11 protein-coding genes and 1 tRNA gene are annotated in these 14,482 nt (G+C 41.9%); 8 read left to right on the top strand and 4 right to left on the bottom strand.

The genetic code is table 11. From position 1 onward, the window contains the following. The first annotated feature begins 554 nt into the window (after nt 1–554). From glgX to argA, 3 genes are all read left to right on the top strand, one after another. Complete coding sequence (gene glgX / locus Q4519_RS20595; protein WP_303515631.1) at nt 555–2,612, top strand: glycogen debranching protein GlgX; 2,058 nt, start codon at nt 555–557, stop codon at nt 2,610–2,612. Nucleotides 2,613–2,661: 49 nt separating this feature from the next. Next, nucleotides 2,662–5,610, top strand: coding sequence for an EAL domain-containing protein (locus Q4519_RS20590; RefSeq protein ID WP_303515629.1), 2,949 nt, complete (start codon nt 2,662–2,664; stop codon nt 5,608–5,610). A gap of 97 nt (nt 5,611–5,707) precedes the next feature. After that, the gene (argA, locus tag Q4519_RS20585; protein WP_232800926.1) at nt 5,708–7,036 is read left to right on the top strand and encodes an amino-acid N-acetyltransferase; all 1,329 of its coding nucleotides are present in this window, start codon (nt 5,708–5,710) and stop codon (nt 7,034–7,036) included. Between the two features lie 38 nt (nt 7,037–7,074). Here argA and Q4519_RS20580 read toward each other — a convergent pair whose 3' ends face one another. Then, nucleotides 7,075–7,302 carry a hypothetical protein gene (locus Q4519_RS20580; RefSeq protein WP_232800927.1) on the bottom strand — a complete coding sequence of 76 codons (228 nt, stop codon included), beginning with the start codon at nt 7,300–7,302 and terminating at the stop codon, nt 7,075–7,077. 58 nt (nt 7,303–7,360) lie between these two features. Here Q4519_RS20580 and Q4519_RS20575 point away from each other — a divergent pair, with 58 nt between their 5' ends. Further along, a complete protein-coding gene (locus Q4519_RS20575) occupies nt 7,361–8,245 on the top strand; it encodes an endonuclease/exonuclease/phosphatase family protein (protein WP_303515633.1) in 885 nt (294 codons plus the stop codon). 16 nt (nt 8,246–8,261) lie between these two features. Here Q4519_RS20575 and Q4519_RS20570 read toward each other — a convergent pair whose 3' ends face one another. Continuing rightward, nucleotides 8,262–9,824 carry a LysM peptidoglycan-binding domain-containing protein gene (locus Q4519_RS20570; RefSeq protein WP_303515625.1) on the bottom strand — a complete coding sequence of 521 codons (1,563 nt, stop codon included), beginning with the start codon at nt 9,822–9,824 and terminating at the stop codon, nt 8,262–8,264. A 62-nt stretch (nt 9,825–9,886) separates the two neighbouring features. After that, nucleotides 9,887–10,711: a hydroxyacylglutathione hydrolase gene (gloB, locus tag Q4519_RS20565; RefSeq protein ID WP_303515623.1), complete on the bottom strand. Its 825-nt coding sequence runs from the start codon at nt 10,709–10,711 to the stop codon at nt 9,887–9,889. Nucleotides 10,712–10,863: 152 nt separating this feature from the next. Between gloB and Q4519_RS20560 the strand changes: the two genes are divergently transcribed. Next, nucleotides 10,864–11,616 (top strand): class I SAM-dependent methyltransferase, encoded by a 753-nt coding sequence (locus Q4519_RS20560; RefSeq protein ID WP_303515621.1) that lies wholly within the window; start codon nt 10,864–10,866, stop codon nt 11,614–11,616. A 1-nt stretch (nt 11,617) separates the two neighbouring features. On the opposite strand, the gene rnhA is transcribed toward Q4519_RS20560, so the two are convergent. Further along, nucleotides 11,618–12,088, bottom strand: coding sequence for a ribonuclease HI (gene rnhA / locus Q4519_RS20555; protein ID WP_303515619.1), 471 nt, complete (start codon nt 12,086–12,088; stop codon nt 11,618–11,620). Nucleotides 12,089–12,130: 42 nt separating this feature from the next. On the opposite strand from rnhA, the gene dnaQ reads away from it, so the two are divergent. The 3 genes from dnaQ (at nt 12,131) to Q4519_RS20540 (ending at nt 14,482) form a co-directional block, all read left to right on the top strand. Continuing rightward, nucleotides 12,131–12,865: a DNA polymerase III subunit epsilon gene (gene dnaQ / locus Q4519_RS20550; RefSeq protein WP_232800937.1), complete on the top strand. Its 735-nt coding sequence runs from the start codon at nt 12,131–12,133 to the stop codon at nt 12,863–12,865. After that, entirely contained in the window at nt 12,853–14,139 is a 1,287-nt protein-coding gene (locus Q4519_RS20545) for a TIGR03503 family protein (RefSeq protein ID WP_303515617.1), read from the top strand. The genes dnaQ and Q4519_RS20545 overlap by 13 nt, the downstream gene beginning before the upstream one ends. Before the next feature lie 270 nt (nt 14,140–14,409). Continuing rightward, nucleotides 14,410–14,482: transfer RNA gene (locus Q4519_RS20540), tRNA-Asp, on the top strand.

Below are 14,482 nucleotides of genomic sequence, written 5' to 3'. Positions count from 1 at the left end.
ACGCAGCAGCGCCGATGGTAGTGTGGGGTTTCCCCATGTGAGAGTAGGACACCGCCAAGCGCCAATTTAGCTCATAGTGAGCAGTAGAAAGCCCGATTCGAAAGAGTCGGGCTTTTTTACGTCTGCAAAAAATATTTTCCCTTCAATTCATTATGTATTTATTAACTACCGTCTTATCTTTGTACGGCCGTCTAGAAAGTGTGTGGTTGGTTCGAGCAATTTATGCCACCTCCTTTATACTCAAGATGTTATTCAGGGAAATTGAGATAATTCTTAAGTCATAAAGATCAGCTAAAATTTAGGGAAATTGAGCTTTCTGGATTGTTTTTACAGCGGATTATTAGGTACTCATACAATAGCTTGTTGCCGGTAATACTTGGGTGATGTAGCTTGCAACACGCAAAAACGATTAAGCATTAGAAGTACTTAATAACTGGAACACAGCTCGTCCTGATAAAAGGCGTTTAACTTGGGCTAAATTTAGCCACTAAAAACAATAGCCCTTAATTAATGCTTCACACTGACTTTGTTATTTGGATAAGGACGTTAAACTTATGATATTTAGTACTGCAGCTGGTTGGTCTGAAAAACTGGGTGTTACATTAACAGCTGAAGGTGCCAATTTTTGTGTTTATGCCCGATTAGCTTATGAAGTGGAATTGCTTCTTTTCGATCATGAAGATGATGCCGAAGCATCCCACATTTTTCGTCTTTCCAGTGAAGATAACCGTACGGCTTACTATTGGCATATCTTTATCTCTGGAATTAAGCCAGGGCAACTATATGCCTATCGAGTCCATGGTCCATACCGACCATTTGAAGGTACCTCATTCGATAAACAAAAGGTGTTGATCGATCCTTATGGCATCTTAGTCTCGAAAGGAAAAAACTATGATCGCCATCGTGCGGCTAAACCAGGCTGTAATGAAGCACACTGCCTTAAAAGTATTGTTGCAGATGTCAAAGATTATGATTGGGAAGATGATAAGCACCCTAGGCACACCTTTAGCAAAACGGTTATATATGAAATGCATGTGGCTGGTTTTACACGTCATACAAGCTCCGGTGTTGAACCGAATAAAAGAGGAACGTATGCTGGTTTAATCGAGAAAATACCTTATTTAAAAGAGTTAGGCGTCACTGCTGTCGAACTGCTTCCGGTTTATCAATTCGATGAAGACGAACATCACGCGGGTTTATGTAACTACTGGGGTTATAGTCCCATATCATTTTTTGCCCCGCATCGTGGCTATAGCTCCGATAAGTCCATGCTAGGGCCGCTCAATGAATTCCGAGATATGGTTAAAGCGCTACATAAAGCTGATATTGAAGTGATTTTAGACGTGGTATATAACCATACAGCCGAGGGGGGCGTTGGTGGGCCAACCCTTTGTTTTAGAGGGTTTGATAACGATAACTACTATATCCTATCCAATAATAAACAAGATTACATGAACTTCAGTGGGTGTGGTAACACCTTTAACGGTACGCACTCTGTTTGCCGCCGCTTGATCATAGATAGCTTGCACTTTTGGGTAGAGGAAATGCATGTTGATGGGTTTCGTTTCGATTTGGCTTCTATCTTATCTCGAGATGAAGAAGGAATGCCAATGGTCAGCCCACCTACTTTGTACAGTATTGATACCGATCCTGCATTATCGTCAACTAAGCTTATTGCTGAAGCATGGGATGCTGGAGGCTTATACCAAGTTGGCAACTTGGCAGGGCAACGCTGGCGGGAATGGAACGGTCAGTTTCGCGATGATGTAAGAAAGTTCATCCGTGGTGATGAAGGTATGGTCAGTAAATTTGCTGATCGCTTGATCGGTAGCCCTGATATTTATGGTCATCATTTATTAGAGCCAGAAAAAACCATCAACTTTGTGACCTGTCATGACGGTTTTACCCTGTTGGATTTAGTGAGCTATAACGAGAAAAAAAATTGGGCTAATGGTGAAGAAAATCGTGATGGAAGTAATGACAATTATTCATGGAATCATGGTGTTGAGGGGGAAACGGATGATATTGAGGTTAATCAGTTACGTATACGCCAGGTAAAGAACATGCTCGCAACTACATTACTTTCATTAGGAACGCCGATGATCCAAATGGGCGATGAAGTTGGCAGAACTCAACATGGTAACAACAACGGTTATTGTCAAAATAATGAAGACTTTTGGTTTGACTGGAGCTTAGTTAAGCAAAATAACAAACTGTTTAATTTTACTAAAGCATTAATACACCAACGTGTAGAGCAAGGGCGTCTTGATTTTGCTGAGACAAAAAGGCTGCCACTCAATGAAGTGCTGCAAAAATCGGGTATACGCTGGCATGGTGTGCGCGTTGGCAAGCCAGATTGGAGCTCAAGCTCAAGAACCATAGCTATTGAAACCACACCATACGGCCAAGATTACGGAATGTATGCTATTTTTAATGCATTCTGGGAGCCGTTAGAGTTCGAACTGCCTATTCCAAAGCGTGGTTTTTGGACTCGGTTTATCGACACTTCGCTACCATACCCTGAAGACATTTTAACTATTAACTCCTCTAAAGTGATTGTAAAGAACAAGTATGTCGCTCAACCTCGTAGTGTCGTTATTTTGATTTGTTAGGTTTGTTGATAAGTTTATTCGCTTTCATATTTGAAGAGGGAAAACTTGAATGAAGTTGAAAAGTCGTTTGATTCATTCCTACATGCTCGTTGCATTACTGGCAAGTGCAACAGGGGTGGTGAGTTATTTTTATTTATTACAAGTTAAAATTAACACACAAGCGCTTTTTAATATTGAGCTAGTAGATATTGAAAATATTCACTCGATCCGTTTCTTGTTACAGAAAGCGAAATCTAATATTCGAGAAGCCCAAGTCCAACGTAATCGAGATAACCTTCAAGCTGAGAAGTATGCAATAGGAGAAGTGAGATATGCTTTGTCACAATTACATTTTGTTCATCAAGCTTGGTTACAAAATGTAAAGCAAGGCATGATAGAAGGTGGGGTCACTGATGAAGAAATGTCTACTAAGTTGGCTACTTTAGTGCAATTAGGTGAGCCTATTTGGCAATTCATTAATAATTCCTTTTCGTTATTATCGTTGTTAGAAAGTGCCGACCCATATCAAATGGATGCTGTTCAAGAATTTAACGGTGTCTATGCGGGCTGGTTAGAGCAATCTAAAACCCTTCAGCAGCTCCTTGACACTAAAAAAGGAATTGCCGAGCAAAAGGTGAATGCCAGTTTAGATAATTTCTACTCCAGTCTTGATAAAGCACAAGGTATATATTTAGGTGTCCTTTGTAGCTTTCTTGTTGTTTCATTGGCTGTTGCCTATTTTGTTACCCGCAGTATTACTTATCCTCTATCACGCGTGAGCAAATATGCTGAAAAACTAGCAAATAGCGACTTTGGCAGGGGACCCAATTTCAGCAGTGAGGATGAATTTAGCCGATTAGGCCATACCCTAGAATTGCTAGCTGATGAAGTAAAGCAGCAAAAGTCTTTAATGGTTACTGAAATTGAGCAGCGGAAAATATCGGAGGCAGATGTTCGACATTTATGCGAGTTCAATCAAACGCTGTTAAACAGTGTGGCAGATGGTATTTTTGGTATCGGGCCAGATGGGTATGTTCGCTTTATTAATCCTTCAGCTCAATTGTTACTGGAAGATAAATCAAACCAATTGCTTGGTAACCCTTACAATGAACATTTATCTTTTATTGATATGGACGGGCATGCATCTCACCTCAAAGCTAATAGTCTCATTGATGATGTTTTGTATAATAAGTCTATATCATCTAAGCGCTCTATTGCCAAGCTTGATACCCTCTCAGGTCGCGTTATTTATGTTGAATATCAAGCTACAGCACTACAACAAGATAATCATTCGGCGGGTGTAGTCGTTGTTTTACGTGATTACAGCCTAAAATTTGATTATGAGCAAGAGCTTCGTCTTACCGCACAAGTTTTCGATACTTTGTCAGAAGCTATTATAGTGACTGATAGCAAAAATCGATGTATCAAAGTAAATCCTGCTTTTACCATCATTACTGGTTTCACAGAGGGTGATGTAATACTACAGGAGCCTAATTTTATTTTTACAGATCATCATACCCACCTGTTTTATAAAACCTTATGGCATAACCTTTACGCGGAAGGTGAGTGGCAAGGAGAAATTTGGTCGAAACGTGAAAATGGTGAAATGTTTCCTGCTTGGGTAAAGATCAGCGTGATTAAGCATAATGCTGCTATCACCCATCATGTGATCACCTTCTTTGACATTTCCGAACAAAAAGAAGCTCAAAAACAAGTTAAGTTCTTATCTATGAGAGATTTGTTAACTGGGATCCCAAATCGTTCGCTGTTTCAAAGTCGACTTAAAAATAGGATATTAAGTGCTGAAAAGTCCCAGCAGCACGTCGCTCTAATAGTTCTAGATCTAAATAACTTTAAAGAAATCAACAATCAATATGGGCTGGTTGCTGGTGATAGTTTATTAAAAGACATTGCGGCGGCACTTGGGCAGGTTTTATCACCGCAAGATACTTTAGCTCGACTGGGTGGAGATGAGTTTGCTTTAGTTGTCCCCAATATTGATCAAATGAATGCTCTTGAAGACAAAGTCGCCCAAATTTTAGATGTTTTTAAGCAACGCTTAACGTGGGCTGAAGAAGCAGTCAATCTGAGTGCTTCATTAGGAATAGCTGTTTACCCACGTGATGGTGATTCTTTAGAGAGCCTTAACAGTGCAGCACATTTTGCATTGCAGCAGGCCAAGATGTTAGGTGAGCCTGTTAGTTATTTTCATCAAGATATGAACTTGGCTATTGAACATAAAAAACAGCTTACTAAAGCGCTAAATCTAGCAGTGGCGCAAAACCAGCTTAAGTTGTTCTATCAAGCTAAAGTTTTACCTAGCACAGGCAGCATTGTAGGTTTTGAAGCTTTGATTCGTTGGCAACATGAGGAGTTAGGCTTTATTTCACCCGCTGAATTTATCCCTTTAGCTGAAGAGACTGGATTAATAGAGCCTCTTGGAGAGTGGATTATTTTAGAGGCGGCGAGGCAAGTGGGAGAGTGGGTTAAGTTGGGACACACCGAGTTAAAAGTAGCGGTCAATTTATCGTCAAAGCAGTTTATTTCTGCTCGCTTAGCCCAAGTGATAGCCGAAAGTATTGAGAACTCTGGGATCAAGCCTTCAAATTTAGAGCTGGAGATTACAGAAAGTATGCTAATGGAAAATGTCGAATCAGCTATTCAGGTGATGGAGCAATTTAGTCGCCAAGGCATTAGTATTTCATTAGATGACTTTGGTACGGGGTACTCATCATTGAGTTATTTGAAACGATTCCCTATTCACACCTTAAAGATCGATCGTAGTTTTGTTGCTCAGCTATCTTCTGACAACGATGATGCCAAAATTGTCGCTACAATTATTACAATGGCTCATACTCTAGGCTTGGAAGTAGTTGCTGAAGGTGTTGAAACAAAAGAGCAAATGCGTTTCTTACAGGGGCATCAGTGTGACCAACTACAAGGTTACTATTTTTCTCGACCAGTGAGCGCATTAGAAGCAACAGAGTTACTTAATCGCAACTTTTTAGCTTTAATATAAATTCTAAAAAAGTGAATAAAAATTCCATTTTGTAACTGAACTCTAGCTAAGCTTCGGTTACAATGTAGTTAGCCGCAATTCATTGGAGTAATTATTTTTGGCACAAGATACGGATGTAATCGTTAGCAGTTTTCGTCAATCAGCCCCATATATAAATGCCCATCGGAATAAGACCTTTGTGTTGATGGTGGGAGGGGAGGCCCTTGAGCATGAGAATTTCCCTGAAATTGTTAGCGATATAGCTTTGCTTAATAGTTTAGGTGTGAAGCTAGTGCTAGTGTTTGGTTTTCGTCCGCAAATTGATGCGGCACTGGAAACGCAGCAAGTGCAGAGTCGTTTTGTTGATAACTTACGCATCACTGATGATGTTGCATTAACAGCCGTGAAACAGGTTGTTGGTAAATTACTTATTGATATTCAGGCCACTTTTTCAATGGGTGTGGTGAATTCACCAATGCAGGGCGCGCGCATTAACGTGATGTCTGGTAACTTTGTTGTCGCTCAGCCAATTGGAGTGAAAGAAGGAATCGATTTTTGCCACACTGGTAATATTCGCCGTGTTGACACTGAAAGTATCCGTTGGCAATTGGGGCAAGGTGCCATAGTGGTAGTCCCCCCGATAGGTTATTCGGTGACTGGTGAAGCATTTAACTTGTCAGCGGAAGAGGTGGCAACACAAGTAGCCATAGGCCTGCAGGCAGATAAAATCATCGGCTTCTGCTCCAATCAAGGCGTATTGGATGATAAAGACAGAGTGATTAATGAAATGTTGCCTTCTGAAGCAGAAGCACGTTTGCAATTATTACAGGCCAACGAAACAGACACGGGAACAGTACGTTATTTAAGGGCTGCGGTAGCTTCTTGTTATGCAGGCGTTAAGCGTAGCCATCTTGTCAGTTATCAAGAAAGTGGTGCTCTATTAAAAGAGTTATTCACTCGTGATGGTGTCGGAACCCAAATAGTCACTGAGAGTTATGAAAAAGTACGCAATGCTAACATTGATGATATTGGTGGCATTCTAGAATTGATCCAGCCTTTAGAAGAACGCGGTATTTTGGTTAAGCGTTCTCGCGAACTGCTTGAATCAGAAATTGAGCGTTTCACAATTGTTGAACGAGATGGCATGGTGATTGGTTGTGCTGCATTGTACCCCTTTGTGGAAGAGTCAATGGCAGAGTTAGCTTGTGTCGTCAGTCACCCTAAATATCGCCGTAGTAGCCGTGGTGATAGCTTAGTTCGCCATATTGAAGCTCAAGCGATAAAGCTGGGGCTCACAAAATTGTTTGTACTCACTACACAGAGTATCCACTGGTTTCGAGAGCGTGGCTTTATGCCTGCGGATGTAAACGACTTACCGAATAAAAAGAAATCTATGTACAATTTTCAGCGTAACTCTAAGATCTTGATTAAACAGATACGAACCTAAATAGAGAAGCTGGAAGTTTGCCTTATCAAATTGGGCCCTTAGATTAATAAGGGCTCGACATTCACCACACATGACGCGTTTGATTGGGGTAAGTTTTGGTTTAACATATTCTGCAATAAGGCCTCATTGCCAATGCAGACTTGCTCATCAAACACACATAAGTCAGTTGCTGAGTCCCGACAAATGTAATAAGGGGTTTCTAATGTCACTTGTTCTTTACAGCCATCTTGATCGAAATAAGTTACTTTATAGCGTTTATTGCTCATAGATATTCCTCGATGCCCAAGGCGTGGTATTCCAGTATAGGAAAGTTTTGTGAAAATAATGTTAAAAAATATAGATGGACATTTAAAAAAAATCATACTCCTTATCATAATACTGCTAACTTCTTACACTTTTTTTGCCTTAACTAATTTTTATAATGCCTCAAGTGGTGGTGTGTACTCACTAACTTATTCGCGCTTTTACTCTAGTGTTAGCTGTCCTCAGTGGCAAACGCTACCATTAAGCAATATTAGCTTTGCTAGAGAGGCGCTTCCTAGCCGATTTAAATTGATTGTTTGGAATATATACAAATACCAAGCGCCACAATGGCAGGCAACACTTGATAAATTGAGTAAGAATGCGGATTTATTATTGTTGCAAGAGGCGAAAGGGGATAAAGAAATCAATCAATACTGGTTAACCCGAGGGTGGTATGGCGAACTGGCTAATGCGTTCCAAATCGGGGATAGCACATTTGGAGTGCAAACTCTTGCTAAAGTGATGGCTCAGAAGGTATGTGTAAACTTAACTGCTGAGCCTTATATTCGGCTCCCTAAATCGACACTCGCTGTAACATACCCTTGGCAAGGCTCCGATTTGCCTTTGCTAGTAATAAATATCCATGGTATCAACTTCACCTTAGGCACTGAGACATTAAAAGCACAATTATCACCGCTATTACGAGCTGTTGATGCTCATAAAGGCCCCGTGATTGTTGCTGGCGATCTCAATACCTGGAGTCAAGATCGCACCGACCTTGTAGAGCGTTCATTTATAGCGCTTGGACTTAGATCTGTGAATCTTGAACCCGATCATCGTTTACGAGTCATGGGGATGCCTTTGGATCATGTTTATTTTCGAGGGCTCAAAGTCGAGCGCGCGTTTAGCTCACTCGACCCAGGATCTGATCACCAACCATTAATAATGATGTTTTCACCATTGTGAGAGGAAGTTAGCCCATTTAGCGAGCATCAGCGACACGGATCTCCAAAGTTTGGCCAGGCTTTAGCCCTCTAGGGTTATCGATGTTGTTCCAGCGTTGTAAGTCTTCAATACTAACCTTATGTGCTTGCGCTATTTCTCCCAGCGAATCACCGCTTTTTATTGTGTAAAGCATCGGTTTAGCCACCTGAGAAACGACAGAGTTTATTCTTATGGTGTTGGTTGAATAGATTTTTAGTTTCTGGCCAATTTTTAAGGTCGAGCTTTTCGCTAAGCCATTCCATTTAGTTAAGTCTTGTTGTTTTACATTGTATTTTTTTGCAAGGTCCCACAAGGTATCGCCTGATTTCACGATATGGATAGTCGCTGCTTGGTTGGGCTTAATAGCTTGGCCCTTAGCCGGAGCAGCGTTTTTTGCGGTTGCCATTTCAGCAGAAGCGGGGATCAGTAAAAACTTACCAGCTCGAATTTTGTTGTTTTTAATATTATTGGCAGAGCGAATAACAGAAGATTCTGTATTGAACTTTTGCGCGATACCACCAATGGTGTCGCCCTTTTTAATTTGATAGCGTTGCCACTGAACTCGACTTGATTTAGGGACGCCAGACAGGGCTATTTCAAACTGCTCGGCATTTTCTATTGGAAGCAGCAGCTCATGAGGTCCGAGTGGTGATGTCGCCCAGCGATTAAAGCCTGGGTTGAGTTGGGCCAGCTCTTCGGCATTCATACCCGCCAAGCGCGCAGCGTAGGCTAAATCAATTTGTGAACCTGTATTGACCGTTCTTAGTCTTGGTTCATTTTTTAAAGGCGGCAACGGCATATGATACTGTTCGTTATTACGGATGAGTTCAGCTAGCGCCAGTAATTTGGGAACATAAGCGCTGGTTTCTTTGGGTAAATCAAGGTTCCAATAATCAGTCGGCTTACCTGCTTTTCGATTTTTCTTGATTGCTCGTAAAACCCTGCCTTCACCAGCATTATACGATGCGATGGCATGTAACCAATCTCCATCCATCATCTCATTCAAGTAAGTCAGATAGTCAAGGGCTGCATTCGTTGAGGCCACGACGTCTCTGCGTCCGTCATACCACCAGTCTTGCTGTAAACCAAATCGTTTTCCGGTTGCAGACAAAAATTGCCACATGCCAGAAGCGTGTCCATGAGAATAGGCAAAAGGGTCAAAAGCGCTTTCTACCACAGGTAATAACGCCAGCTCTAGCGGCATATTACGTTTATTGATTTCATCAACAATCAGATACAGAAAAGGTTCAGCACGTTTGGAAATACGGCGCATATAATCAGGATGCTTCAGGTACCAATCGCGATAATGTTGCACCCGTTCATTATCAACCTTCTCAAACTGAAAGCCTTGTTCTATCACTTGCCATAAGTCTGATTCGGGCGGGGGGGTTAATTTTACAACACGCTTTGGCTTGGCTGCTGGCTTAGGTAAGACTTGGTAGGTGTCTTCTTGTTTTGCTGACGGCTTAGTGACGGCCAGCTCTGGCGCATCCTGTTGCTCCGTAGTTGTTTGACAACCAACGAGTAATAAGGTGAATGAAAGAGCCAGAGGTAGTTTCATAATAATCCGCTTCGTAAAAAATTGGTCACATGTTAGTGAAGCGGCGCATGCTAATCAAGGAACTAACTCTCATCTTTCCATATTCGCAGCCCACTAAACACGGTTAGGGCATCGTTATTTGGCGTTGCTTGTTGAATTTGAACGGCTTGCTGCACTTCGGGCTGATCCCAACGTAAGAAAGGATTTATTTTTTTTTCACTTTCTAATTGCACCGGAAGAGAAGGGATACCTTGTTGGCGTAATTTGGCAACCTGCTTGATGGCATGTTGGATGTTTTGATTATCAGGCTCGACTTGATAAGCAAAAGCGAGGTTATTTTGGGTATATTCATGGGCAGGATAAAGCCAAGTATCGTTGGGAAGCGAGCGGTAGTGTTTCATCGAATTTAGCATTTGTAACATGGAGCCTTCAAATACACGACCGCACCCAGCGGAAAATAAGCTATCACCACAAAAAACGTGTTGCAGCCCATTAATCTCACACTGATAGTTAATATGCTCTAAGGTGTGTCCTGGTACGTCATATATGCTGAATGCTAAGTTAATAGTGGGGATATTGATAACAGAGCCCTCTTCAACTTGGATAAAATTATCGATAATAGGGAGTTTGGTAGGGGCTTTTTTTCCTAATGGTGTGTCTTGCCATTCGGGGCCATACACGGGAATTATCTTGTCATGTTGTTGCCGCAAAAAAGCGACGCCGCCCATATGGTCTTGATGATAATGTGTCAGCAATATGGCTGTGATAGTCAGACCTTGAGCTTGTGTTTGTTGCCATGCTGCCTCACCATCACCAGGATCAACCAATACGCAATGATGATTGTCTTGATTCGCTATTAGCCAGATATAGTTATTGCTAAAGGCGGAAATGGGCATAATCTGGATCATGGTTTCTTACTCGTATGTTTACCTATATGCCCAAGCTTATACTGAAACTGAGTGTTAATGCGAGTCATCTAGCACCATTTCATCTGTTTTGGTTGATTGCAGCTAATAAGTGATGTGTTAATCTTAACGTACTCTAATCATATGAGAATTTCATGCGCCCAGCGAAGACAAGTCGAAAGATAAACCACCCACTAAACTGGTCTGAATTGCCAGCAGGTGATTGGTTGTATCAGCAATTACAGCATCGCCTAGACACTTGGTGCCCGCAACTTTTTGGCTATCATCTAATTAAGTTAGGACCTTTGAGTGCCCAGTTAAATACGGGTGCTTGCACGATCAGACATCAGGTGAGCATCACTGCTGGAGAAGGAGTCGTAGGGCTGGTTGCGAAATACCATGCCTTACCGCTGCAAGAGTCTTGTATCGATGTGTGTTTATTAGCTCATGGAATTAACTTTTCTCGTGATCCTCATCAGCTATTACGAGAAGTGGAGCGGGTATTAACAGCAGATGGATTTTTAATCCTGAGTGGCTTTAACCCCATTAGTTGGCATGGCGTTAGTCAATATATGCCCATCAGCCGAAATAATTTAGCAGTTAATAGCCAAATGTTTACACCTGCGCGGATCAAAGACTGGCTAAACTTACTGGGTTTTGAAGTACTACTTGATGACAAGTTTGGCTTTGGTTTTTCTTTTACTCGAGGTCATAGCATGGACTGGTGCGAGAGGATGGGGCAAAAGTGCTTCCCGTTACTTTGCGATAATTATTTTATAGTCGCGAAAAAATGCACTCGGCCAATCACACCGGTGAAAGAAAAATGGCGGCTTAAACGGCCGATATTATCCGCTAGCCCATTTGCGAATTATAAAAGTCCAAGTCACCGCTCCAGCAAACTTAAATAATTTAAAGGGAATCTAGGTAGCCTGTATCTGGCAGCAGATCACTAGATTCAGCCGCTTGTCTCGCTAAATCATCGCAACGTTCATTTTCTGGGTGACCAGAATGGCCTTTAACCCAACGCCAATCAATTTGGTGTTTTTGGCTTGCTAAGTCTAGCTTTTGCCAAAGATCGACATTTTTGACTGGCGTTTTACTGGCTGTTTTCCAGTTACGTTTTTTCCAACCGTGGATCCAAGTTGTGATCCCTTGTCTAACATATTGACTATCGGTGGTTAGTACTACTTGGCAAGGACGGGTTAGTACGTTAAGTCCTTCGATACACGCCAATAGCTCCATTCTGTTGTTGGTTGTTAATTCAAATCCTTGCGCTAGCTCTTTTTCATGCCCTTGATATTTAAGTACTACACCGTAGCCCCCTGGACCTGGATTACCAAGGCAAGATCCATCAGTATAAAGTTCAACCTGTTTATTCATTTTTGTTAGACTAAGACTATTAAAATACAAGATGAGACAAATATGAACACAGAGCAGACTCTGAGACAAGTGGTTCTTGATACCGAAACAACCGGTATGAACTTTGATGCGGGCCCACACTACCTGAATCACAGCATCATCGAGATAGGTTGTGTTGAACTTGTTAATCGACGTTTAACGGGTCGCCATTATCATGTTTATATTAAACCTGATCGTAAAATTGATGCTGAAGCGATCGGCGTTCACGGCATAACTGACGCTTTCTTACGTGATAAGCCCAGCTTTAGCCAAATAGCGCCAGAATTCATTGAATTTATTAAGGGCGCAGAAATTATCGCGCACAATGCGCCGTTTGACGTCGGCTTTATGAACTATGAGTTTGATAAACTCAAAACAGGCGTAGGCAAGACAGAGGATTTCTGTAAGGTGACTGATACCTTACAAATGGCAAAAGAAATTTTTCCAGGTAAACGAAATAATCTTGATGTTTTATGTGATAGATACGGTATTGATAACTCACATCGAACCTTACATGGTGCGTTACTTGATGCCGAGATTTTGGCTGATGTTTATCTATTAATGACGGGCGGGCAAACCGCATTGAATTTGTCACAAGAGTCAGACAGCCAGCAACAAAGCAATCAGCAGGGGATTAAACGGCTGGCTGCGAATCGAGCGCCTCTGAAAGTATTATCAGCGGATGCTGATGAATTAGTTGCCCATCAAGAGCGGCTACAGTTGATAGCGAAAAAAGGGACATGCTTATGGCTAGATTGATTGGCTTTGGTTGCCTATTACTGGTGCTAATGAGTGCCATGCCTAATCAGACGTGGGCGGTCAAGTTTTACGAAAAGAATGACAATAGCCTGCTTGATAATCGCTTTCGCATTGATCCTAAAGCTGAAAAGGTCACCTTTGTGATTAAGCGTATGCCGGGCGCTGCTGCAACTATCTTAGTGCAGCCTGATGGCAGTAAACTTTATTCTAGTCGCCATGGTGACAATGTTAAGTGGCATGAAGGCATAGAGTTTGACATGATCACTATTATTAAGCCGATGCCAGGTCCTTGGCAAGCGATAGGCAAATTAAGTCCTGATAATGCTATTCGAATCGTTAGTGATTTACAGCTACACATGGATAAATTACCAAGTACCCTATATTCCCATGAACAGGTTAAGCTAACCACCGCATTACTTAATAATAGTGGCGCGCCAGTTAACGAAGACTATATCCAAGACTTAATTATTACCATGACGTTAACCAGCTTGAATGACGAAGCTGATGACAATTTTGCTTATGGCCATAAAATTCGCTTCCAATTTTTAGATGATGGTAAGGGTTATGATGAATACCCGCGCGATGGCGTATTGACAGCTCATCCGAGTATTAATGCACCTGCGGGAAAATATCGAGTTGAGGTATCGACTCGTAATGAAGTGTTTACTCGTGCTTTTCGTCAAGATCTCTTGGTTTATCCAAGGCCAATTGAGCTCACCACCACAGAGTCGTTCGATCAACCAGGGCCGATGCTCCATTACAAAATTGATTTAGACGAAATTTTGCCAGAAACAGTGGTGGTGAAGGGGTTTTATGAAGGGGTACTAGATAAGCCATTGGAATTTATTGGCTACGGGAAAGCTGGCGAAGAGGTCCTCACTATTACCTTGCCGCGTCCCGAGGAGCCAGGCAAGTACACTGTCTCAACTACTGCTTATGCAACGACTAGAACCGGTAGAGAGTTAGTACTTGTACTTGATGATGGGATATTTAGAGTCGTCCCCGAGCCTGTAACACCTGAGCCAACTCCAGAGGTCGTGATTGTTGAAGTAGAGCCGGAGCCAGAAAAAAGCGCATTACCTTTCTACTTAATGATCGCGGGTGGTGTTCTACTTTTACTGGCAGCGGTGATTGTATTTATTATTTGGTGGAAGCGGCGTAGCATTAAACGAATTGCGCAAAAATTGGCAGAGGAAGGTGCAGTAACAGCGGCTCCAACTCAAATAAAAGATGGCGTAGAAGAGCTAAACCTTGAAGAAGAAAGTAAGAAATAGCCAAGTCAGACAGTTTTATTGACCAGCTTACTAACGATTGCATGCTTCATTAGTGTTTTTGTTAGTAGGCTTACAAGCTCGGAAACCATTCCTTTCAATACCTTTGCTGCAATAATCGACAGCTTGTACGCATTTTCAACAAACTTTGTTCGTTATGAAATCAAACAGTCATTTTTCCAATTTTTTTACACATTCTTTGTTGACTCGATAGGGGCATGTACGTATTATCTGCGCCGCACACAACGAAGCGGTAACGCAAAGTTGAATTGCGGAGCGGTAGTTCAGTTGGTTAGAATACCGGCCTGTCACGCCGGGGGTCGCGGGTTCGAGTCCCGTCCGCTCC

Source organism: Motilimonas sp. 1_MG-2023 (genome assembly GCF_030547455.1).
Classification (GTDB): Bacteria; Pseudomonadota; Gammaproteobacteria; order Enterobacterales; family CBDFNC01; genus Motilimonas.
Note: the sequence above shows the minus strand (reverse complement) of the source record. Positions and strands in the feature narration are given on the sequence as shown.

Coding starts and splice junctions, on each gene's coding strand:
- Q4519_RS20575 (WP_303515633.1), top strand. CDS start 7,361: ATGTTAAAAAATATAGATGGACATTTAAAAAAAATCATACTCCTTATC.
- Q4519_RS20590 (WP_303515629.1), top strand. CDS start 2,662: ATGAAGTTGAAAAGTCGTTTGATTCATTCCTACATGCTCGTTGCATTA.
- glgX (WP_303515631.1), top strand. CDS start 555: ATGATATTTAGTACTGCAGCTGGTTGGTCTGAAAAACTGGGTGTTACA.
- rnhA (WP_303515619.1), bottom strand. CDS start 12,088: ATGAATAAACAGGTTGAACTTTATACTGATGGATCTTGCCTTGGTAAT.
- Q4519_RS20545 (WP_303515617.1), top strand. CDS start 12,853: ATGGCTAGATTGATTGGCTTTGGTTGCCTATTACTGGTGCTAATGAGT.
- Q4519_RS20580 (WP_232800927.1), bottom strand. CDS start 7,302: ATGAGCAATAAACGCTATAAAGTAACTTATTTCGATCAAGATGGCTGT.
- Q4519_RS20570 (WP_303515625.1), bottom strand. CDS start 9,824: ATGAAACTACCTCTGGCTCTTTCATTCACCTTATTACTCGTTGGTTGT.
- gloB (WP_303515623.1), bottom strand. CDS start 10,711: ATGATCCAGATTATGCCCATTTCCGCCTTTAGCAATAACTATATCTGG.
- Q4519_RS20560 (WP_303515621.1), top strand. CDS start 10,864: ATGCGCCCAGCGAAGACAAGTCGAAAGATAAACCACCCACTAAACTGG.
- dnaQ (WP_232800937.1), top strand. CDS start 12,131: ATGAACACAGAGCAGACTCTGAGACAAGTGGTTCTTGATACCGAAACA.